22 protein-coding genes are annotated in these 23105 nt (G+C 36.3%); 19 read left to right on the top strand and 3 right to left on the bottom strand.

Features of this window, described 5'->3' with window-relative positions; genetic code table 11:
* The first annotated feature begins 500 nt into the window (after nt 1-500).
* The 4 genes from pnuC to AB3I34_RS06160 all read left to right on the top strand — a co-directional run bounded on the left by pnuC (nt 501) and on the right by AB3I34_RS06160 (nt 3132).
* On the top strand, nt 501-1199 hold the full coding sequence (gene pnuC / locus AB3I34_RS06175; RefSeq protein ID WP_010712015.1) for a nicotinamide riboside transporter PnuC: 699 nt from the start codon (nt 501-503) through the stop codon (nt 1197-1199).
* Between the two features lie 8 nt (nt 1200-1207).
* The gene (locus tag AB3I34_RS06170; RefSeq protein ID WP_002355594.1) at nt 1208-1852 is read left to right on the top strand and encodes a deoxynucleoside kinase; all 645 of its coding nucleotides are present in this window, start codon (nt 1208-1210) and stop codon (nt 1850-1852) included.
* Nucleotides 1853-2201: 349 nt separating this feature from the next.
* Nucleotides 2202-2633: a hypothetical protein gene (locus AB3I34_RS06165; RefSeq protein WP_010712016.1), complete on the top strand. Its 432-nt coding sequence runs from the start codon at nt 2202-2204 to the stop codon at nt 2631-2633.
* 112 nt (nt 2634-2745) lie between these two features.
* Nucleotides 2746-3132 carry a DUF1149 family protein gene (locus AB3I34_RS06160; protein WP_002358717.1) on the top strand — a complete coding sequence of 129 codons (387 nt, stop codon included), beginning with the start codon at nt 2746-2748 and terminating at the stop codon, nt 3130-3132.
* A gap of 46 nt (nt 3133-3178) precedes the next feature.
* Here the strand turns inward: AB3I34_RS06160 and AB3I34_RS06155 are convergent, their stop codons facing one another.
* Nucleotides 3179-3514 (bottom strand): hypothetical protein, encoded by a 336-nt coding sequence (locus AB3I34_RS06155; RefSeq protein ID WP_002366186.1) that lies wholly within the window; start codon nt 3512-3514, stop codon nt 3179-3181.
* 297 nt (nt 3515-3811) lie between these two features.
* Here AB3I34_RS06155 and AB3I34_RS06150 point away from each other — a divergent pair, with 297 nt between their 5' ends.
* The 15 genes from AB3I34_RS06150 (at nt 3812) to AB3I34_RS06080 (ending at nt 19962) form a co-directional block, all read left to right on the top strand.
* The gene (locus AB3I34_RS06150) at nt 3812-5203 is read left to right on the top strand and encodes an L-cystine transporter (RefSeq protein ID WP_010712017.1); all 1392 of its coding nucleotides are present in this window, start codon (nt 3812-3814) and stop codon (nt 5201-5203) included.
* Nucleotides 5204-5335: 132 nt separating this feature from the next.
* Nucleotides 5336-5716, top strand: a complete 381-nt coding sequence (locus tag AB3I34_RS06145) for a VOC family protein (RefSeq protein WP_002363195.1) — start codon at nt 5336-5338, stop codon at nt 5714-5716.
* A gap of 152 nt (nt 5717-5868) precedes the next feature.
* Nucleotides 5869-7035: a serine hydrolase gene (locus AB3I34_RS06140; RefSeq protein WP_010712018.1), complete on the top strand. Its 1167-nt coding sequence runs from the start codon at nt 5869-5871 to the stop codon at nt 7033-7035.
* Nucleotides 7036-7134: 99 nt separating this feature from the next.
* Complete coding sequence (locus AB3I34_RS06135) at nt 7135-7845, top strand: DUF1003 domain-containing protein (protein ID WP_002386953.1); 711 nt, start codon at nt 7135-7137, stop codon at nt 7843-7845.
* Between the two features lie 153 nt (nt 7846-7998).
* Nucleotides 7999-8949 (top strand): rhodanese-related sulfurtransferase, encoded by a 951-nt coding sequence (locus AB3I34_RS06130; protein ID WP_002366190.1) that lies wholly within the window; start codon nt 7999-8001, stop codon nt 8947-8949.
* A 178-nt stretch (nt 8950-9127) separates the two neighbouring features.
* Nucleotides 9128-9511: an LPXTG cell wall anchor domain-containing protein gene (locus tag AB3I34_RS06125; protein ID WP_025189309.1), complete on the top strand. Its 384-nt coding sequence runs from the start codon at nt 9128-9130 to the stop codon at nt 9509-9511.
* Nucleotides 9511-10242 carry a WxL domain-containing protein gene (locus tag AB3I34_RS06120; protein ID WP_002361269.1) on the top strand — a complete coding sequence of 244 codons (732 nt, stop codon included), beginning with the start codon at nt 9511-9513 and terminating at the stop codon, nt 10240-10242. Before AB3I34_RS06125 ends, AB3I34_RS06120 begins: the two co-directional genes overlap by 1 nt.
* 16 nt (nt 10243-10258) lie before the next feature.
* The gene (locus AB3I34_RS06115; protein WP_010712020.1) at nt 10259-11038 is read left to right on the top strand and encodes a WxL domain-containing protein; all 780 of its coding nucleotides are present in this window, start codon (nt 10259-10261) and stop codon (nt 11036-11038) included.
* A gap of 19 nt (nt 11039-11057) precedes the next feature.
* Complete coding sequence (locus tag AB3I34_RS06110; protein WP_010712021.1) at nt 11058-13157, top strand: MucBP domain-containing protein; 2100 nt, start codon at nt 11058-11060, stop codon at nt 13155-13157.
* Nucleotides 13158-13179: 22 nt separating this feature from the next.
* On the top strand, nt 13180-13920 hold the full coding sequence (locus AB3I34_RS06105; protein WP_010712022.1) for a WxL domain-containing protein: 741 nt from the start codon (nt 13180-13182) through the stop codon (nt 13918-13920).
* A 75-nt stretch (nt 13921-13995) separates the two neighbouring features.
* Nucleotides 13996-15090, top strand: a complete 1095-nt coding sequence (locus tag AB3I34_RS06100; protein WP_010712023.1) for a DUF916 and DUF3324 domain-containing protein — start codon at nt 13996-13998, stop codon at nt 15088-15090.
* Between the two features lie 201 nt (nt 15091-15291).
* Nucleotides 15292-15741, top strand: coding sequence for a hypothetical protein (locus AB3I34_RS06095; RefSeq protein WP_010712024.1), 450 nt, complete (start codon nt 15292-15294; stop codon nt 15739-15741).
* 3 nt (nt 15742-15744) lie between these two features.
* Nucleotides 15745-17193, top strand: a complete 1449-nt coding sequence (locus tag AB3I34_RS06090) for a helix-turn-helix domain-containing protein (RefSeq protein WP_002375978.1) — start codon at nt 15745-15747, stop codon at nt 17191-17193.
* Between the two features lie 109 nt (nt 17194-17302).
* Nucleotides 17303-19207, top strand: coding sequence for a heavy metal translocating P-type ATPase (locus AB3I34_RS06085; RefSeq protein ID WP_002386153.1), 1905 nt, complete (start codon nt 17303-17305; stop codon nt 19205-19207).
* A 35-nt stretch (nt 19208-19242) separates the two neighbouring features.
* Complete coding sequence (locus tag AB3I34_RS06080) at nt 19243-19962, top strand: MgtC/SapB family protein (RefSeq protein WP_010712025.1); 720 nt, start codon at nt 19243-19245, stop codon at nt 19960-19962.
* Nucleotides 19963-20009: 47 nt separating this feature from the next.
* On the opposite strand, the gene AB3I34_RS06075 is transcribed toward AB3I34_RS06080, so the two are convergent.
* Both AB3I34_RS06075 and AB3I34_RS06070 read right to left on the bottom strand, forming a co-directional pair.
* On the bottom strand, nt 20010-20747 hold the full coding sequence (locus tag AB3I34_RS06075; RefSeq protein ID WP_002355616.1) for an amino acid ABC transporter ATP-binding protein: 738 nt from the start codon (nt 20745-20747) through the stop codon (nt 20010-20012).
* Between the two features lies 1 nt (nt 20748).
* Nucleotides 20749-22917 (bottom strand): amino acid ABC transporter substrate-binding protein/permease, encoded by a 2169-nt coding sequence (locus tag AB3I34_RS06070; RefSeq protein WP_002361277.1) that lies wholly within the window; start codon nt 22915-22917, stop codon nt 20749-20751.
* Between the last annotated feature and the right edge of the window lie 188 nt (nt 22918-23105).

The following is a 23105-nucleotide window of genomic DNA, read 5'->3' as shown; positions in this document are numbered from 1 at the left end:
CAAACGAAAGGGAACCGTTTGTAGGTCGATTATTTAGGTGAGTCGTTTTTTTTTTGCTTTTTTAGGCGAATGTTTTCATGTAATAAGTTAATAAGTGGCCAGATTCGAGAAATAAGGCCATCAATTTTTAAGCATTTCAATAAAAAGAGTGAACGATGGCTGTGTTTGAAGCATAAATATGTGCGGTTGCTTCCGCTTTCGCAACATTAATTTGGAGCGCTACCGTCGTAAAGGGTTCTGCTTCAGGAATTATTAGATGGAAACAAATCCATGACTACATAGAAGATTAAAACAAGATGAAGAAAATATTGTGGCAATTAAGGATATCAGAAAGCTTACAAAATAACTATATGTAGTGTCTTTTTATTTTTTTAATCAATATATAGTATTAAAATCTTCTTTTTATTCCGAAATCTGATTGACTTGTTTTTTAAAACGGAGTACTCTTATTGAGACGTCAACAGATAAAAGTTTGGTTTTAGGAAGGTCGGAAATTTGTCGTGAATAAGAATTTTTTGGTGAATGATTTTAAAGGTTGGGAAACGAGAAGTTATTTGTTTTTAGCTTTGATGGTGGGGGTACAGTTGATTGCATTTGCTATCAATCCATCGAATTGGATTACGTTAGTAGGTGGTTTAGCCGGCATCATTTGTGTGAATTTAATTGCCCAAGGAAGAGTCAGCAATTACATTTTTGGGTTAATCAGTGCAGTGATTATTGGCTATTTTGGGTTAGTGACACGGGTATATGCCGAAGTTCTTTTACAAAGCTTCTATATTATTATGGACATTACAGGGCTTTATGCTTGGCTTCGGGCTAGCGAGGATGGCTCGGGTCAAGTAACCGAAGTAAAAGTTTTAAAAGGTATTCAGTGGTTGTATGCCTTTTTCACGTGGCTGCTCATTGGCGTAGCTGCATATATTTTGTTAGGTTTTGTAAATGATGCGCAACAAACATTAGATGCAATCACGTTCAGTGTTTCAGCGACAGGGATGTTATTGATGATTAAACGTTATCAATCGCAATTCGTGTTTTGGCTACTAGGAAATATTTTTTCAATTTTGTTATGGTTCCGAGCAGGGACGCACGCTGGTGGTGATTATGCGATATTTGTTATGTATTGTATGTATACTTTTAACTCAATTTTTGGTATGTTTAATTGGTTGAAGATAAAAAATAAAATGGAAAAAAATAGGTAGGGAGTTCGATGGCAGTGATTGTTTTAGCAGGTACGATTGGCGCTGGTAAATCTAGTTTAACAGCTTTAATTGCAAACCGTTTAGGTTCAGAAGCCTTTTACGAATCAGTTGATGATAATGAGGTATTACCTTTATTTTATGCGGAACCGGAAAAGTACGCATTTTTATTACAAATTTATTTTTTAAATAAACGTTTTGATAGTATTAAACAAGCATTAACGCATGAAAATAATGTATTGGATCGCTCGATTTATGAAGATTCATTACTTTTTCATTTAAATGCAGATTTAGGTCGTGCAAACGAAACAGAGGTCAAAGTGTACGATGACTTATTACAAAACATGCTCCAAGAATTGCCTTATGCTGCGCATAAAAAAAGACCTGATTTGTTAGTTCACATTCGTATTTCATTTCCCAAAATGTTGGAACGCATCAAAAAACGTGGCCGTCCTTATGAACAAATTGAGACAGATCCAACGTTGTATGATTACTATCAAATGTTGAACGAGCGTTATGATCAATGGTACGAAGACTATGATGAAAGTCCTAAAATTCAAATTGATGGCGATAAATATGATTTTGTCGAAGATCCTGAAGCGTGTCAATATGTCTTGGCGTTAATTGAGAAGAAAATTGAAGAATTAGAAAGATAAATAAAAAGAAGCAAGTCCGGACTTGCTTCTTTTTGACTTAAAATGTGGATAGATAGGCTAAAGTTGCTACTAAATAAAGGAGTGTAGTGCTAAATTATAGAATCGGATTTTAACCTTCCCCTAAGTTAAAATCGGATAATCTATCCATCGACAGTTTAAGTTTGTATAAAATAGCGGTAGCTATTATCAACGAAGTCATTCATCGGTTGACCTGACTTCTCTAGAAGTATACCATCGAAAATAACCAACAGTTGTTCAAAATTTGGACTTACTAAGTGTAAATTTTGATTGAAAGTTTCTGTAAATCCATCATTTATTCAAAAAATAATGCTCGAAAGAAGGAAGATAAATGGGCCAAATTTGGTTTGAACGCATTCTACGTTGGCGCAAAAAAGCGCAACGATTTTTACAAGGACGTTATGCACGGTTCGATGAATTGAATCGAACGCTGTTGCTAACAAGTGTCGTGCTGGCGCTCATCAATATTTTTACTGGCTATCTTTGGGTTCGATTATTGATTTTAATCACAGTTGCCTATGTGTATTATCGCTTTTTTTCAAAATATATTCACCCGCGATTGAATGAAAATCAACGGTTTATTCTTCGAAAACAACGCCTAATGCAAAAGGTTCATGCTTTTCGCAAGCGACACATGACTCAGAAAGGATATCGTTATTTTAAATGTCCAAAATGTCAGCAGTCATTACGTGCGCCGAAAGGACGAGGAACAATCAAAGTCACTTGTTCAAAATGCCAAAATCAATTTATCAAAAAAGTCTGATCTTCTGTGTTTTTTGGTCTAGGCAACTTTCGGACTTGTGGTATACTTGAGAAAAGAAACCATTGGATATTCTAAAAGGGGAATATCTTGTTAAAAAAGGAGAGAAAAAACAATGGAAATTAAACGCCAACAAGAAATTGTTGAAGCGTATCACTATGATATGCGAGTACCTGATTCAGAAGTAGAGACAGATTTACGTGTCAGCTTTTCACCAATTGAAGTAGAAGAAGAAAATTATCCAGAAAACAGCTCAGCACTTGTTGCTCGCTTAGAATTTCGAATTGTCTTTGACGAATTTGTTTTATCAGGGGCGATTAGCCAAATTAATCACATTATTGATCGTAAAATTGAAAAACAAGAAGATATTTCGCAAGAAGAAGTCGATGAACTTGTGCGTCCTTTATTTAGCATCGTCGAACGTTTATCTTATGAAGTAACTGAAATTGCTCTGGATCGTCCAGGTGTTCAATTGAATTTTCAACAATCAGAAGAAGCTTAAACTTTAAAAACAGCGTTTATAACGGATTCCGTTATAAACGCTGTTTTTATTCTTGTGAAGATTTAGCAACCAAAGCTTTTTTAAACTGTTCATAATTTTTTGTAGCGATATCCACATAAGCAATCGGCTGACCAACTTTGGTGATTTTTTCGGGAAGATAGGGAGCGAGCATTTCATTGTACAAAATGAACGCAGCTTCTGGTACTTCCTCTGAAAGAACATCATAACTGATAAAGTCAATTTCATAGGTTGGTTGAAAAAAGGCTTTGATGTTTTGCTGCTCTTTATTTGAAAAGAGCCAAGGACCCGCATTTGCAGGGCTTCCTACAAATAACGTCGCTCCATCACGGTTGACAGAAAGGATCCAACAAATTTTTTGCATACGCTTACACCTCCTAGAACTAAGTATACCACGTCAGCTTAAAAGAAAGAGGACAAAAAACAAATTATTTTTACAGTGACTAGTAAAACAACGCTTGGTGATAGTTTTAAACTATCACAACGGTTATTTTCTATCAAAAAGTAAGCAAATTATCCCACTATTTGCTATAAAATAAGGTACAATAGAACTATCACTGGAAACAGTTTGCTGTTTTCAGGGTATTTACTGGAGAGTGAGTACCGGGAACCTTTACTTCCTTTGATGTACTTGTCATTAAAAACATAGGGAGGAACTAAAATGACAACATTCATCACTGTATTAGTGATCCTTGCATTTATTGCTGTGTTATTCGGTTTCTACCAAATGCAAAAGAAACATTTAAAATTCTCAACACGTGTCTTTTCAGCATTGGGCGTGGGGATTGTTTTAGGTGCAATTATTCAATTTGCTTTTGGTACAGACAGTAAAATTACTACGCAATCAATGGAATGGATCGGGATTGTAGGTAATGGTTATGTAGCGTTTCTACAAATGCTCGTAATTCCGTTAGTATTTGTATCTATCGTAGGTGCATTTACAAAAATGAAAGAATCCAATAAATTAGGAAAAATTAGCTTTAATGTGTTAGCCACCTTACTAGGAACAACAGCAGTAGCTGCCTTGGTGGGGATTGGAACAACCTTAGCGTTTGGTCTTCAAGGGGCAAAATTCACGCAAGGTGCTGCAGAAACGTCAAGAATTGCCGAGTTAGCGACGCGTCAAGATGCGATTCAAGATTTGACGATTCCCCAACAAATCGTTTCATTCATTCCTAAAAATGTCTTTGCTGACTTTGCGGGAACACGACCAATGAGTACCATTGGGGTGGTAATCTTTGCTGCGTTTGTTGGTGTCGCTTATTTAGGTGTTCGTCGTAAAGCGCCAAAAGAAGCTGAATTTTTTGCAAATTTAATTGATAGTTTATATAAAATTACCATGCGAATTGTTACCTTAGTTTTACGCTTGACCCCTTATGGCGTGTTAGCGTTAATGATTAATGTTGTAGCAACAAGTGATTTTGCTGCGATTATTAACTTAGGTAAATTTGTGTTGGCATCGTATGTGGCCTTAATCATTGTTTTTGCCATTCACATGTTGATTTTAATTACTTTAAAAGTCAATCCAGTTACGTATCTAAAAAAAGTTTTTCCAGTCTTGAGCTTTGCTTTTACTTCTCGTTCAAGTGCAGGAGCTTTACCATTAAATATTGAAACACAAACCAAAGCATTAGGTGTCGATGATGCCACAGCAAACTTTGCTGGTAGTTTCGGTTTATCTATTGGACAAAATGGTTGTGCCGGCGTTTATCCAGCTATGTTAGCAACCATCGTTGCACCAACTGTTGGAATTGATGTCTTTAGTTTACAATTTATTTTAATGTTAGTAGCAGTTGTCACAATCAGTTCATTTGGCGTAGCCGGTGTCGGCGGCGGAGCAACTTTTGCTTCTCTAATCGTTTTAGGCGCAATGAACTTGCCAGTTGCAATTGTTGGTTTGGTAATTTCGGTTGAACCACTTATTGACATGGCGCGGACAGCTGTTAACGTTAACGATAGTATGGTTGCAGGTGTGTTAACAAGTGCTCGTATTCATGAGTTAGATCGTGATGTCTTAAATGATCGCGACGTTGTCTTAGATGCAAATATCTAAATCAATAAAACGAAAAGTGTTTGAGCAATGTCTTGCTCAAACACTTTTTTTGGATTTTAAGCGAAAGTGCAGTAATTATTTAAAAGAACGTATATAATAAGTTGTTAACTAAATTCAAAAGGACGTGAAGGAATGTTTTCAAACCAAGTAAAGATTATGTTATATGTGAATAATGTTGAGGAATCTAGTCAATTTTGGCAAACGTTTGGCTTTGTTGAAAAGGAAAGAGAGGAAGTTGACGGCACATTGGTGGTAGAAATTGCGCCAAGTGAATCAGCAGAGACGATTATTGTTTTATATGATTTGGCCTTTATTCAAAAACATTCACCAGAAGTGGCGGGGAATACCCCTTCTCTAATGTTTGCTAGCGATGATATCATTGGTCTCTATAAAAAAATGCAAGAGGCTGGCGTTACTGTCGGTGAAATGGTTCAATTGCCAACAGGCTTAGTTTTTAATTTTGCAGATAATGATGATAATTACTTTGCTGTGATGGGGCAAGAAAGTAAATAAAAAACAGCTTGGCACTGGAATCTAGATTGATTCTGGTGCCAAGCTGTTTTTTATAAAAGTTGAAAGTTTTATAAATTTTACTAAAATCTGTAATTTTCATGAAAATATAGCGTATGATAATGCTGTTAATAGAATAGGCGGAGGTAAGCGGTATGCGTAAACGACATGCAAAGAAAAGACATGGAGGAGTGAATTGGCTTTTTATAGTATGTTTGTTGGTGGTGATTGGTGGTAGTGGTTATTTAATAAAAACGTTCTTTTTCACTAGAGATTCACAAGTTAGTCAAGAATCGAAAGTGGTCTTGGAAGAAGATCGCCGAAGTGATAATTATGCGAATTTAACGAAAGAAATAGTTGCACCAGATAGTGGCGAACTTGATCAAAAAATTCAAGAAACAAATTATATTGGTTCGGCTTTGATCATTAAAGATGATCAGGTTTTGGTAAATAAAGGATATGGCTTTGCCAATTTTGAAAAGCAACAAGCCAACACGCCAAACACAAGGTTTCAGATTGGTTCAATTCAAAAATCTTTTACCACAACCTTGATCTTAAAAGCGATTGAAGAAGTTAAACTTACATTAGATACAAAACTCGCTACGTTTTATCCGCAAGTACAAGGTGCTGAGGACATTACGATTAGCGATATGTTGAATATGACAAGCGGTTTAAAGTTATCAGCAATGCCTAATAATATCGTTACCGATGAAGAAATTATTCAATTTGTTAAACAAAATACCATTCAAGTCAATAAAGGAAAATACAATTATTCCCCAGTAAATTTTGTCCTTTTAGCAGGAATGTTAGAGAAAATGTATCAACGTACCTATCAAGAATTATTTAATAATTTTTATCACAAAACGGCTGGTTTAAAGAATTTTGGCTTCTATGAAACCTTATTGGAACAGCCCAATAATTCAACAAGTTATAAATGGACAGAAGATAATTCATATAACCAAGTGCTCTCAATTCCTGCAGCTAGTTTTGCCCATGAATTTGGGACTGGTAATGTGGATATGACGACAGGTGATTTGTATTGGTACTTACATCAATTAACGAGTGGACATTTAGTTTCCACCGCACTTTTGCAAAAATTATGGACGTCTTCTCAGCAAAGCTCTTATCATGGCGGCATCTATGTTCATGATAATTATTTACGTTTACACGGCGTTGAAGCGGGTCAACAAGCCCTAGCTTTATTTTCAAAAGATATGAAAACTGGGATCATATTGCTAACTAATTGTGTGAATCCAGCGAAATACAAAGAATTAATTGGTTCGTTGTTCCATGATGTAACCAATTTAACTGTTAAATTTTAAAGCAGAAGCAACAACGATCACTCCCAAAGCCTTTTTAGGTTTCTTCTGAGAGACTTTATATTAAAATAAAGGGAAGAACGATCAAAGGGAGTGACGAAGATGAAACAATCAAAAAATAAACAAGTTGTTATTGGTGAACCAACGAAAAAAAACATTTATCTTCAAGATATAGAACAGGAAACGCAAGCTTTTATTCTCCAAAACAATCCACAATTGACAGCTGAATCGATGATTACATTGGCGGAGTTACTTAATTATCGTTTGGATTACATGAAACAATTGGTCGCAAATGATTCTGAAAAAATCCAACAACTGAATGAATTAGTGGTTCAACATATCAAAGAAGATAAGCTGATTTCCAATAATATGAATGAAAAGATGGAAAAGAAATTAACCTTTGGCCAACGAGCAGCGGATACCATTGCTAAATTTGGCGGTAGCTGGGTGTTTATTGGCTTCTTTTGCTTCGTGTTGATTGCTTGGATTGTGATTAACTCTACCACTTTATTGGGACAGCCATTTGACAAATATCCTTATATTTTGTTGAATCTTGCCTTATCTTGTTTAGCAGCTATCCAAGCACCGATTATTATGATGAGTCAAAACAGACAAGAAGCCCGTGACAGAGAACAAGCGAATAATGATTATAAAATTAACTTAAAAGCAGAAGTAGAAATTAATTTATTACATGAGAAAATGGATTATATTATCAATAATCAACTAGAAAATTTGGTAAAAATCCAAAATATTCAAATTGAACTTTTAGGTGAATTGCAAGAACAACTCGCCGCGACTTCTGAAAAGGAGTAGTATATAGAAGTAGCTCGTTGTTGCGTAATAATTATTACGCAACAACAAGCTAATTTTTTATTGTGTGTAAATACACAAGCAAAATAATCGCTTTCCCTTTTTCATTCACCGTATAATGGGATAGAATGACTTTATACAAAAGGGGAAAACAAGATGAAATACCAAGTATTACTTTATTACAAATATACAACAATTGAAGATCCAGAAGTTTTTGCGAAAGAGCATCTAGCTTTTTGCAAATCATTAAATTTAAAAGGCCGTATTTTAGTAGCGACAGAAGGGATTAACGGAACGTTATCTGGGACTGTCGAAGAAACAGAAAAGTACATGGAAGCAATGCAAGCAGATGAGCGCTTTAAGGATACATTCTTTAAAATTGATCCAGCAGAAGAAATGGCGTTCCGCAAAATGTTTGTTCGCCCACGTTCTGAATTAGTGGCGTTGAACTTAGAAGAAGACGTTGATCCATTGGAAACGACGGGGAAATATTTGGAACCTGCAGAATTTAAAGAAGCCTTATTAGACGAAGACACTGTTGTAATCGATGCTCGTAACGATTATGAATATGATTTAGGTCATTTCCGTGGTGCCGTGCGCCCAGATATCCGTAGCTTCCGTGAGTTACCACAATGGATTCGCGAGAACAAAGAACAATTTATGGATAAAAAAATTGTTACCTATTGTACTGGCGGGATTCGCTGTGAAAAATTTTCTGGCTGGTTATTAAAAGAAGGATTTGAAGATGTTGCTCAATTGCATGGTGGTATCGCCAATTATGGGAAAAATCCAGAAACACGTGGCGAACTTTGGGACGGCAAAATGTATGTCTTTGATGACCGAATCAGTGTCGAAATTAATCACGTTGATAAAAAAGTTATTGGGAAAGACTGGTTTGATGGAACACCTTGCGAACGCTACATTAACTGTGCAAACCCAGAATGTAATCGTCAAATCTTAACTTCAGAAGAAAATGAACATAAACATTTAGGTGGCTGCTCATTAGAATGTAGCCAGCATCCTGCCAACCGTTATGTAAAAAAACATAATTTAACAGAAGCAGAAGTTGCTGAACGTTTGGCTTTGTTAGAAGCGGTTGAAGTATAAAAATAATAAAAAAATAAACAAAAAAACTTCGAAAATTATTTTTCGAAGTTTTTTTGTTTATTTTTTTGTCTTTAAAAGTGTTGATTTTAAAGCTTTCTTAGCTTAAACCATTTTATTTTTTAAAAGCGTCTGAAAAAAATAAAAAAATCTAATAAATATTTCTTTTATATAATGTTTATTGGCTGGGCCAGTCAATGTTGAAAATGGGGAAGGAGGAATTCAGATGAAAATCATAAAAAGGTTTAGTTTGGTATGTTTAGGGCTATTGATCATTGGGTTGCAAACAAAAAGCGTTATGGCTGAAGAAAATAATTATGAATCAAATGGTCAAGCGAGCTTCTATGGTACCTACGTTTATGAGAATGAAAAAGAGTCAAATGACGTAGCGGATACCCAACAATCAGAAGAACAGGGAAGAAACAATTTAGCTGCTTCTGGACAAGCAGTTTTACCTAAAACAGGCGAGTCTGAAAATCCGCTGTATTCCTTGATAGGAGTTAGTTTGTTGGGAGTAGTCATTTATTTAATTAATAAAATGAAACGAGAGAAGGAGTTTATTTAATGAAAAAAACTGTTTTACTTACATCGGCAACCATACTTTTAGGCGTAGGGTTTCAAGCAATAAACGCATCAGCAGCAGAAACTTTTCCGAAAGAATACAATACGGAAGGCACAATTACTTTTGAAGCAGGCGATAACGAAATCACACCGCCTGTTGATCCAGAAAATCCCGATCCTACTGATCCAGTAGACCCAATTGATCCTCCAGGGCCAGGAACGGGTGGTGCATTATCAATTGATTATGGGTCAAAATTTAAATTTGGCACACAAAAGATTTCTACGGCAGATCAAACGTATTATGCTGCGCCAGATGAAATGAAAGATGGTTCAAAAAAACCAACCTATGTACAAGTAACTGATAAAAGAGGAACGTTAGCAGGATGGAAACTAACGCTTTCCCAACCTGAACAATTTAAAACAGCTACTGGAGAGGAACTAGTCGGCGCTCAATTAACGTTTACAAAGGCAGAAGCTGCTTCAATGGTGGATGAAAAATATAAACCTACTGAAGTCAGTAGTACTATTTCCTTAACACCTGGTGTAAATAATAATCTAGCGATGAACGCTAAAAAAGAAACAGGTGTTGGGACTTGGGTTTATCGCTTTGGTTCAAATGAAGCAACAAATAAAGAAGCTGTCCAACTATTCGTTCCCGGAAAATCTGTAAAGCTTGCACAACAATATTCAACGAAGTTAGTTTGGGCATTAGAAGATACTCCCGCTAATAATTAAATAAAGGAGAAAAGCAATGAAAAAACAATTCACAGGAATCGTTCTATGCAGTACATTTGCAGTTGCTGGTTGGTCCTTACAAGCGAAGGCAGAAGAGCCAAAAGAGTATCGTTCGAATGGTTTAGTAGAATTTATTCCGAACGTAGATCCGACAGACCCGGTTGATCCAGAAAATCCCGATCCAGAAAAGCCAGTCAAACCAATTGATCCGACAGACCCAGAAGGTCCCAATCCTGGTACCCAAGGACCGCTGTCTATTGATTATGCTTCAAGTTTTGACTTTGGGAAAAATCGTATTTCGAATAAAGACCAAGTATATTTTGCAAGAGCACAGCAATATCAAGAAAATCAAAAAGAAACACCAAATTTTGTGCAAATTTCTGATAATAGAGGAACCAATAGCGGTTGGTCTTTAACGGTTACGCAAAAGGAGCAATTTAAAGCAACAAAGGCGACTTTAAATAGTCAGTTGACAGGTGCGCAAATTTCTTTAGCTAACCCGACCGTTAATAGTAATGCGCAAAATGTTGTGAAACCAGAGGCAACAAATAAGATTGCCCTTGTTCCAGGGACCGCATCGCTAGTGGCAGCTGCGAAGCAAGGAACCGGTGCAGGAACTTGGGCTACTTATTGGGGCAAAGTAGAAGTGGTTGCAGAACGCGATGAAACCAATACGGTACACAATGTTAATGTTACAAAAGATGTTGCGCTATCAGTACCAGGGTCAACCCCTAAAGATGCCGTGAAATATCAAACAAAATTATTGTGGACGTTGACGGATGTACCAGGAATTTAAAAAGTAGAGGTGAAGAGAGATGCGAAACAAACAAAGCCTAGTCTTTTTGGCAAGTAGTTTATTCTTACTACTCCTTGCGCCTATTACTAGCGAAGCGATTAGTAATCCTTCGACAAATATCAACGAAGTCAATCGGGAAATAGTGGAGGAATCGGCCAATGATCAGGCAACTAGCGCTCCTTCTCACTCGGAAACATTAGAGCAAGAACCTTCCCTAGAAACGACAACAACAACCGATAATCCTACCGCAGAAACAGACCAATCAACGGCTACTTTAGAACCTAGCGAACAACAAAAGGATGACGATAACAGTGCAACGGAATCGGCGATAGTTGAACCACAGCCGCGCATGTTGGCTGCGCCATACGCTACTTCATTGCCGGATGATCCTAATATCATTCCAATCGACAAGGTATTTCAAGAACCAATTGGAAATGCAACAAGTATTTTAGAAGGTGGGAAGTTATTACAACTAAACCCAGCTGTTAAATCACAAAAAGGAGCTATTTGGTCAAAAAAACCAATCAGTTTATTGTCGGATTTTACCTTTAAAAGTTATTTGTATTTAGGAAACGAGTATGCAAATGCTGGTGATGGTATGACCTTTACCTTAACGAATGATCCTAGAATGTCCGCAACGCCTCAAGAAGTCATTGGTTCACCTGGGATGGGAATCGGTGCATACTCCACGAAAGCTGGTCAACCTTATGTTAGAAATGCCTTATCGATTGAGTTTGATACCTATAAAAATACTGGTAGTTCCAACCGAATGGACCGAGAAATTTCACAAGATAAGGGAAATGGACATTTAGCTTTTGTCACTCCGAAAGCTAATAACAACAGCTATACAGGGGAGCATTCAGGTGTCACCGTTGCGCCAACCTATCTATCTAATGGAACCTGGCGCATGTTGACTGTTCATTGGAATGCCGCAGCCAAAGCATTAACATATGATTTAGAAGGTGTGGGCACGAATACGTATGTAGTTTCAGATTTAAATGCACAATTTGGCGCAACAACGGTTTATTGGGGCTTTACATCCTCTACAGGTGGCAAATACCAAGAGAATGCTTTAGCAATGACACAAATTCCTACCAACGTTACGTCACAAGCAGCCCTTAGCGTGAATGGTCAGGAGTTTAGCTCAGCTGTTGAAGCAGTGAAAAATGATCAGGTGATACTACGGAATACATTGAATATTGACAATGACTTTATCGAAGATCGTCAACCGCAAGTAAGCATTGACTTACCTGATGAATTAGCATATGAAGAAAATTCATTAACGATTGATGGTAAAAAGGTAGCAGCCAAAGATCTGACACAAACAGGGAATCACTTAACAATTGCTTTAAATGACTACCTAGTTTTAAAGAAGGACATGATGATTGAATTAAAAACAACCCTTCAAGATAATACGCCCGAAAAAGTTTTAACTATGAACTTTGACTATTATGAAGAAGGAACCTTACTGCAAAAGTCAAATAATGTAACGATTACTATTCCTAAACCAACAGAAAAAACAGTAACCGTTTTTTATAAAGACGCGGAAGGTAAAGATATTGCTCCACCTAAAAGTGTAACAGGGAAAATTGGTGCACCCTATCAAGAAAAACCCCTAGATATTTCTGGCTATGTTTTTACAAAAGACTCGGGCAATGCGGAAGGAACAATGACAGAGGAAACAAAAGATATTTATTTTTACTATCGTTTAGGGGAACTATATTTTAAAGAGGCACCAAAACAGATTACTTTTGGTACGGAAAAGATACGTAATCAACCACTAATTAAACTTGGGCATCCCACCGAAGGACTCAAAGTCGTGGATGAACGTAACGCAAATAATTGGCGCCTGCAACTAAAGCAAACGCAACCGTTAACAAATGATTCAATTGTAATGCCAGATGTTTTTTCTTTCGTTTCAACTGCTGGAAGCTCTCAGATTACAAATGAGGCAATTACGCTTTTAGAAAGTAATCAGAAAGGTGAAACAGATTTAACAGCATTACTTGATGAATCAAAACAACAAGGAATTCAAATTAATGTTCCTGTAGCTTATCAAAGAGTTGGAACATTTAAAGCTCGTTTATCTTGGGCGTTAGAAGACGTACCAGGAAATTAAAGAAAAGAATGGAGAAAAGAAAATGAAAAAAGTAACAACAGTATGTTTATCCACATTTATTTTAGGGAGCTTAGGCATGACTTCTCAAGCCTTTGCAGAAGATGGCGGTAGTTATACATCTAATGGTATCGTAGAATTTACACCAAGTGAAGATCCAACTAATCCGGTTGACCCAACGGATCCAACTAATCCAGTTGATCCTATTGACCCAACAGATCCTGAAGGTCCTAATCCAGGAACAAACGGTCCGTTGTCAATTGATTATGCGTCAAGTCTAGAATTCGGTGTTCAAAAAATCACATCGAAGGATCAGACTTATTTTGCTGCTACCCAAAAATACAAGACGGTAGGCGCAACCGATGAAGTCAAAGAAGGGCCTAACTATGTCCAAGTAACAGATAACCGTGGAACCGAAGCTGGCTGGTCATTAAAAGTGAAACAAGAAGGACAATTTAAATCAACTTCTGGTAAAGAATTGACTGGGGCAGCTATCACGTTTAAAAACGGAAATGTAGTGACTGCTTCAGATTCAGGCAAACCAACAGGCCCAGCCACAATCACGCTAAATTCAGATGGTAGTCAATCAGATGTAATGAGTGCAGCGAAAGGAAACGGTGCAGGAACTTATTTATTTGATTGGGGAACTGATGCAACTACAGCCGCTAAAAGTATTGAGTTAACTGTTCCAGGTTCTACAACCAAATACGCTGAAAAATACGCCACAAAATTAACATGGACGTTGACAGACGCTCCAGGAAATTAAACGAGTTTTAAAAAGAAGAATAGCGGGGAACATGGTTACCTGCTATTCACTACATATAGAAAAGGAGTAAATAATTTGAACAGAAAAAAACAACGATTTCTTTTTTTTCCGATACTACTAATTCTTTTAGCGTTAGTACCTAGCAATGGTTTTGCCAGTGAATTTAATTTTGCGGTTACGCCTATTCCATCAGAAAAACAAGTAGATAAAGAAAAAACTTACTTTGATTTATTACTAGCACCAAATGAAGAAACTGAGTTGAAAGTGAACTTGCGCAATGATACAGATAAAGAAGTAAAGGTAGGTATTTCCATCAATAGTGCCATTACCAATTCAAATGTAATCGTGGAGTATGGTGAAAATAAGGGGGAAAAAGATCAAAGTTTAGCGTTTGATATAAAAGACTACGTTCAATACCCTAGCTCAGTTCGTTTAAAACCGAAAAGTGAACAAACGGTTTCTATTAACGTCAAAATGCCTAATACCCCCTTTGATGGAGTGTTAGCTAGTGGTATCACTTTTAAAGAAGAAACGTCAGATGAAGGCAAACGTCAAGACGATAAGAGTCAGGGGTTATCCATTAAAAATGAATATTCGTATGTCGTTGCATTATTGATGCAACAAAACAAAAAAAAGGTTGAGCCGAATTTACTTTTGAAAAAAGTCTCACCAGGACAGATTAATGCTAGAAATGTGATTTTAGTCAATCTACAAAATGATCAAAAAACATATATTAACCAAGTTGCATTTTCGGCAGAGATTACCAAAAAGGGGCATGAAGAAGTTTTATATAAAGAGGAAAAAGCAAACATGCAAATTGCACCAAATACCAATTTTTCTGTTCCCATTGCGCTAAAAGGGCAACCGCTTAAGCCAGGAGATTATCATTTGTCTATGACCGTTGTTGGGAATAAAGATGCTGCAGGCTCATTTAAAAAATCAATAAACAATGAATCGATATCTTTTAGAAATCAATGGCAATTTGAAAAAGACTTTACAATTAATGGTGAAGTTGCCAAAGAATTAAATGAAAAAGATGTGACCTTAAAAGAAAATCATTCGAATTTATATTTGATGATTGGCTTACTACTATTATTGATAGTGATTTTAATCATTGCCTGGTTGATTTGGCGAAAAAAGAAACAGGAAAAAAACGAAAGAGAAATATAAAGAGTAGTTAATTTTTGATTTGATCATCGGCAACGTTTTTGTTTGTTTTTACTTATCAAACATGCAGTTTATTCAACAAACCTAACTCAAAAAAAGAAATAATAAGAAGGAGTATTGTTAAATATCGTCTGATACCACTTTACTAGTTATATTTTTTATTTTGTTATGTAGCTAAAGTATTTGGCAATATATGTGAGAAAAATGGATAAATACAAACATTTACTATTATGGAGTACATTGTTACTCTCGTTTTTTCAAGTAACCACTGTGCAAGCAGCAGAAGAACGGAATCCAATTTATAATCCGACCAATCCAACAGAAGAAATTTATCCGATTGAGAATACTGGCACACCAGAAAAAATGGAAGAAACAAATGAAAGTACTATGACTAGCGAAACGCAAACGGAAGAAAGTAGCGAAGACGTTAGTAAAAAAGAAGTGAAAACCAATAATCCAAAAACAAATGAAGAAAGGCCTTCTTCCAAGAAAAGTCAGCATCAAGTATTTTTCACGGATGAATTATTTGATGCTAGCCATATCACCATTGTACCAAATAGCACAGGCGGTGCTGGAACGGAGGGGCAAAACACTTTTTACTTGAATTTCATACGGGAATTAGTAGGAACGGCTATTTATGGGAGAAAGAATTGATAAATGATGAATTATGAAATTTTTTTAAATAAAGAAGATCAACGAAGTTATTCCTTGCTAAGGCATTTAGAAGAAAGTCCCACGCTATCAGGTACTTTTATTGCACTTCGCGAAGAACTATCAATGTCGAATTTTTTAGTCAAAAAAACATTAGAAAAATTAAAAGCAGATATTGACAATCTAAAGTTAAGCGACAGCTTAACTTTAGTCGTTTCTGATGTAGATGTTACACTTGAAATTGATGGAAACTATTCAAGTAAACTTTTGCTCACGAAATACTTAACAGAATCGCTCTCTTTTAAATTAGTGTTGTCTTACTTTAGAGGAAATTATAGTTTGACAAAGTTTGCTGAATGTAATCATGTCAGCACCTCTGTGGCGTATAGTACCTTACAGCGGCTAAAAAAAGCCTTAAAGGAGTATCAGATCTATTTTAGTAAGCGGGAAATTGTCGGCAATCAAAAAGCAATTTCATTTTTTTTGTATAAATTGTTCACGCTTTCCAATCAACCAATTTCCGAACTATATTCGGTAAAAGTTTATAATGAAGCGAAGCGTGTATTACAGTCTGTTGAGTTAAACTATACTTTCACCACCTATGAGCGACGCAATTTTTTCCATTATTTAGCTATTATGATTAACAACGAAGGACGTGCGGTGGAAGGGATCGATACGCGTGCACTGAATACATTTTCAGAGGAACTAATAAAAAAATCGCAAGTGGAATGGGCATTGGCCTCAAAATCATTAACGTATACGATTGTTTTTTTCTTGTATTTGCATGGCAAACTAGAGAAAAAATATGTCATTCACGAAGATCCTACGATTGAAAGCCTAACTCGTGTTTTCATTGGAAGTTTTGAAAAAGCATTTAATTGTTTAGAGGAGTCAACAAGGAATACTCTAGAAGAAGGGTTAGCAATTATTCATTTCAATGTTATTTACTTTCCGCTTAATATGTTTGACGATTTTGAAATGGATTTACAGTTTTTTAAGCAAACATATCCGGAATTTTATTTTTATTTAATTGAATATATTCGTTGGTTAACAGCAAAACATAAAAAAATTGCGAAAGCCAATCACTGTTTGTTTTTTAACTATCTATTGTTGCTAATTAATCATGTTCCGGTTCATTTAATTGCAGAGCCAGCCAAGGTCCTAATTGATTTTTCTTATGGAAAAGAGTATAACCAATTCATCAAAAAAAATTTATCCGTCTATGTGAATTTAAATGTAGAAATTATTGACCCGTTATCAGATACCTTACCAGATGTGGTGATTACCAATTTAAATAACTTGTATCAAGAAGAACAGAGTAAAGTTATGGTTTGGCTGGATCCACCTCGTTCGATTGATTGGGTCAATTTAACGCAATCATTATTGACTATTCAAGAAGAAAAATATCAACAACAAAAAGAATCAACAAAGACAAGCGGTGATCCTATCGAATAGAATCATCGCTTGTCTTTGTGTTTAAGTCTTTACAAAACCACCCAAGTGTTTTAAAATATGAATATACATTCATATGAATAGAAAAACATTAATAAGGAGGCGTATAACAATGTCAAAACAAACAGGTGCACACACACATGAAGAAAAAGGTAAAAACGTTCCAGTTATTCTCTTTTTTACAGGATTGGCTCTTTTCTTTATCGGTTTATTTTTAGGGAACATGCTCTTAGTGAAAAATATTCTTTTCTCGTTAGCTGCTATTTTAGCTGGTTATCATATTATTGGGGAAGGTTTTGGAGATACGTATCGGGATACGAAAAACAATCGAAAGTTTTCGCCTAATATTCATTTGTTAATGACCTTAGCTGCAGTTGGTTCAGCATTAATGGGAAGTTTTGAAGAATCAGCATTGTTGATTTTGATTTTTGCGGCGGCGCATTTCCTTGAAGATTATGCTCAAGGCAAAAGCCAACGTGAAATTACAAAACTATTAAATTTAAATCCAACAGAAGCTCGCCTGATAACAGATGACGGCTCAATTCAAACTGTGTCAGTTGAACAATTGAAGATTGGTGACCGCGTGCAAGTCCTCAATGGTGCGCAAATTCCGACAGATGGCGTCGTGATTGAAGGAAGTACCGCTGTGGATGAATCATCTATTAATGGGGAAAGTATTCCCAAAGAAAAAAATAGTGGGGACCCAGTTTTTGGTAGTACCATGAACGGTTCAGGCACAATTGTTGTTGAAGTAACGAAAGATAGTTCAGAAACAGTTTTTGCAAAAATCGTACAGCTCGTGAACCAATCACAAGAAAATCAATCGGAAATTGCAAGCAAAATTAAACGATTTGAACCAAAATATGTCACACTAGTTTTAGCAGTTTTTCCACTAATTGTTTTAGGTGGCGCATTACTTTTCCAATTGACTTGGGCTGAAAGTTTTTACAGAGGCTTGGTCTTCTTAATTGCTGCCTCACCTTGTGCTTTAGCAGCGAGTGCCGTTCCGGCAACTTTATCAGGAATTTCCAATTTAGCGAAACAAGGCGTTTTGTTTAAAGGTGGCTCATTCTTATCAAATTTAGCTGAAGTGAAAGCACTCGCTTTTGATAAAACAGGCACACTAACAAAAGGCAAACCAGAGGTCACAGATTATCTTTTTGTTGATGGCTTAGAAGATCGTCAAGACGAATTAGTGGCTGTTTTAACAAATATGGAGAAAAAATCCAATCATCCATTGGCGACGGCGATTGTTAATCGCTTTGAAGCAGAAACAACGGCTTTAAATTTAGAAGTAGAAAATATTGTCGGGGTGGGTTTAGTAACGACCATTGCAGACACAACTTTTAGAATTGGTAAACCATCTAGTTTCGAACAAGTGCCAACAATCATTGAGAAACAAACAACGAAATTAGCGAGTGAAGGCAAAACGGTAGTGTACTTTGCCGAAAATGAACAAGTGATTGGTTTAGTGGCATTGATGGATGTTCCTAATGAAGAAGCAATGAACGCCATTCACTATTTCAAGTCACAAAATATTGAAACAACAATGATTACAGGAGATGCAAAACTTACGGGTGAAGCAGTTGGTCGCTTAGTAGGCGTGGACCAAGTTTTTGCTAATGTTTTACCTGAGGAAAAATCAGCGATTGTTGATCAATTAAAACGCGAAGTAGGAATGACAGGGATGGTTGGTGATGGCATTAACGATGCGCCCGCTTTAGTGAATGCTGACATCGGAGTGGCGATGGGGGATGGTACAGACATTGCTATCGATGTTGCAGACGTGGTAGTGATGAAAAATGATCTTTCTAAATTAGGCTATGCTCACCGTGTCTCAAAACGCTTGAATAAAATTGTGCAGCAAAATATTATTTTTTCAATGTTAGTGGTAGCAACGTTAATTATCTTGAACTTTTTAGGTATTGCGAATATCGCATTTAGCGTACTTATTCATGAAGGAAGTACCTTAGTGGTCATTTTTAATGGCTTGCGTTTATTAGTTAATACAAAATAAGTCAAATAGTCACTTGCAAGAAAGGAGAGAAAGCGATGAATTCTTTAAAAATGATTGAACTTTCTCTCACCGACGTTGTCATTCGGATGGCTCTAGCCGTGGTTTTTGGAGCTTTGATTGGGTTAGAAAGAAGTATTAAAAGAAAAGGCTTCGGTATCAGTAGTAATGCCATTTTATGTTTGGCCTCCTGTACGATTTCCATTTTACAGATTCAATCGGTGGATATTTTAGTCGATGTGGTGAAACAAAATAGCGCCTTGGCGTCCATTATTTCTATGGATATTACACGATATGGCGCCCAAGTGATTAGTGGTGTAGGCTTTCTCGGTGCGGGGATTATCGTTTTTAGAGAAAGGAAAGTCTCTGGGTTAACGACAGCAGTAATGATGTGGAATGTTACTATTATTGGTTTAGTCATTGGGATGGGTTTTTTAACCATTGCGTTTATCAATCTCGTGGCGACTTTGCTAGTATTAGCTCTGGCCCATTTTAAACGAAAAACTCCTCTAAAACGATTGCAGCTTATTGTAAAAATTAAGGAACCCATGATTAAAGAAAGCCGACTGCATGAACAACTTCAAGCTTCTTTAGAAAAAGGGGAGCGCTTAGTAGAATTGACTTTGGAATCCGAACAAGAGGCAGTAACAGCAAAGATTTCTTATGTAGGCAAAGAAGATTTCTGGCATTCCAACTTGCACCATCTCTTAAAAGAAAAAGGGCACGTTCAATCTGTCTCTGTCACAGAAACAATTTAACCATAAAATAAAGCACTTGGGCGCTAGCGCGCGCCAAGTGCTTTTGTTTAAATATTTAATACTTTATCTAAGAAATCTTTTGTTCGAGGGTTTTGAGGATTTTCAAAGACTTGCTCTGGCGAACCATCTTCTAGGAAGTTACCGCCATCAATGAACATTACTCGGTTAGCCACTTCTTTTGCAAAGCCCATTTCGTGAGTAACGATGACCATTGTCATTCCTTGTTTTGCTAAATCTTTCATTACACCAAGAACATCGCCAACCATTTCTGGATCAAGAGCTGATGTTGGCTCATCGAAAAGCATAATATCAGGATTCATCGCTAACGCACGTGCAATTGCGACACGTTGTTTTTGACCACCAGATAAAGAATCTGGATAGGCATCTTTTTTATCTGCCAACCCAACACGTTCTAAAAGTTCTAACGCTTTTTTCTCCGCTTCGTCTTTTGATAAGCGACCTAAATCGGTTGGTGCTAAAACAATATTTTCTAAAATAGATAAATGTGGAAACAAATTGAAATGTTGGAAAACCATGCCGATATGTTGACGGACTTGGTTGATGTCCGTATTTTTATCTGTCAAGTTCGCACCATCAATAATAATGTCTCCGCTAGAAGCTTCTTCTAATTGATTCAAGCAACGTAAAAAAGTACTTTTACCAGAACCAGAAGGACCGATGACGCAGACTACGTCGCCTTCGTTAATAGAAACATTAATGTCGTTTAAGACCGTGTTGTCACCATATTTTTTTACTAAATGTTCAACTAAGATTTTTTCAGTCATATTAGTTCACCTTCTTTTCAAGGTTTTTCGCTAATTTAGTTAAACTAGTAATTAAAATTAAGTAGATTAACGCAATAACGAAGTAAACCATTGTACTTTGTAATGTCCGAGCAACAATAATTTTTCCTGTTTGTAGTAGTTCGATTAAGCCAATTGCTGAAAGGATAGTTGTATCTTTCAATGAAATAACAAATTGGTTAATGAATGAAGGAATCATAATGCGAATCGCTTGTGGTAAAATAATTTTTTGCATTGTCCGATTATAGGAAAGACCTAAACTTCTTGAAGCTTCCATTTGGCCAACTGGAACAGCTTTGATTCCGCCGCGCACAATTTCAGAAATATAGGCACTGGCATTTAAAGTTAATGTGATAATCCCAGCAATGAAGACCGGGATATTAAAGCCAAGCACACCAGGTAATCCGAAATAGATGAAGAACGCTAAGACCATCAAAGGAATTCCACGAATTAAATCAACATAAATGGTTGAAAGTACACGTAATGCTTTGATTGGTGAAACGCTGAATAGCCCAAAAATAACGCCGACAATTAAAGCAAGTACGAAGGAAATCAACGTTAATAGAATCGTCATCCATAAACCGTGTAACAATTGTTTCCAGTTGTTTTGCATAAAGCCAACAAATGTAGATTCGTCAGCTGTTTCTTCTTTGGCTTCGTTGCCATCTTTCACGTAAGTGCCGATAATTTTATCGTATTCACCTGTACGTTTCATTTCTTTTAAGCCTTCGTTAAACATTTCAAGTAGTTCAGGATTTTGCCCTTTTTTGACAGCAAAACCGTAAGAACCACCTTTTTCACGAGGAATTGGTGTCGCTAGTGGTTGATTTTGCGCAACCCCATAGCCAATGACAGGATAATCATCCATCATGGCATCAACTTCGCCAATTTCTAATGCACTGTATAATGCATCAGTTGTGTCTAAATACTTAATTGAGTAATCATATTTCTTTTTATTTTTTTCTAAGAAATCAGCACTTTCAGTACCAATTTTTACGCCGACTTTTTTGCCTTTTAAATCATCATACGATTTAATTTTGTCATTGCCTTTTTTGACCGCAATTTGAATACCGCTATCAAAGTAAGGAACAGAGAAGTCGAAGGCTTTTTTACGATCATCCGTAATCGTCATGCCTGCAACCATCCCGTCTGCTTGACCAGATTCAACAGCTTGGACAGCAGAACTAAAACCAATAAATTTAAATTCAACAGTAAAACCTTGCAATTCAGCTGCACGTTTGACTAAATCTACATCAATTCCGACATAATCGCCTTGGGCATTTTGAAACTCAAACGGAGCAAACGTAGAATCACTAGCAATCACATATTTTTCTTTTTTAGGAGTGATTTTTTTCATCTGTTCGCCAGCGTCTTGTGTATTTGTTTCATCGCCTGTCGCTAAGTAGTTGTTTAAAATTTTATCATAAGTACCATTGTCTTTAAGATTTTTCAAACCAGCGTTGAACTTTTTGATTAATTCAGGATTTTGGCCTTTTTTCACTGCGAAACCATAAGAACTGCCTGTTTCTTTATCGCCAACTAATTGTAATTTTTGGCCATTTTTAACTGCGTAGCCCAATACAGGATAATCATCAACGATTGCATCCGCTTCACCGTTTTCTAAGGCTTTATAAAGGCCAGTTGCGTCGTCAAAATTTTTGATGGTATAGTCATATTTCTCTTTATTTTTTTCAAGGAAATTGGCACTTTCAGTTCCAACTTTAGCCGCAACCGTTTTGCCTTTTAAATCATCATATGATTTAATTTTGTCGTTTCCTTTTTTAACCGCTAATTGTAAACCGCTATCGAAGTATGGATCTGAAAAATCAAAGGATTTTTTTCGCTCATCCGTAATACTCATTCCAGCAATCATGCCATCAATTTGTTTAGACTGAATCGCTTGGACTGCACTATCGAAGCCTAATGGTTTTAAATCCACTTCAAAATCTTGATCTTTGGCAATCGCATCTAATAAATCAACGTCAATACCAATGTATTTTCCTTTTGAGTCTTGGAATTCAAAAGGGGCGAATGTTAAATCCGTTCCAATTGTATATTTCTTTCCTTCTGCATGCGCTGAAGTGCCACTAATGAATGTTAGCAGAGTTACCATCATCACAAAGAAAGAAAGTAAAAAGTGTTTCCTTTTCATAAAATACCTCCTAGTTTTGCATATTGAACAATTATATAGTAAGAAATAGGAAGCTGACAAGTATTTGAACGCTAAAAAGAGAAAAAAACTCTAATTTCCTTACATTTCATGTTATAAAATATGACATAGAAATCAAGAACAAAAGATTAAGATCAGTTGAAGTCCGAAACAGCAAAAGTGGCGAAAAT

Origin of the sequence: Enterococcus sp. C102(2024) (genome assembly GCF_040888205.1) — a bacterium.
GTDB lineage: Bacteria > Bacillota > Bacilli > Lactobacillales > Enterococcaceae > Enterococcus > Enterococcus faecalis.
This window is presented reverse-complemented; position numbering and strand designations above follow the sequence as displayed.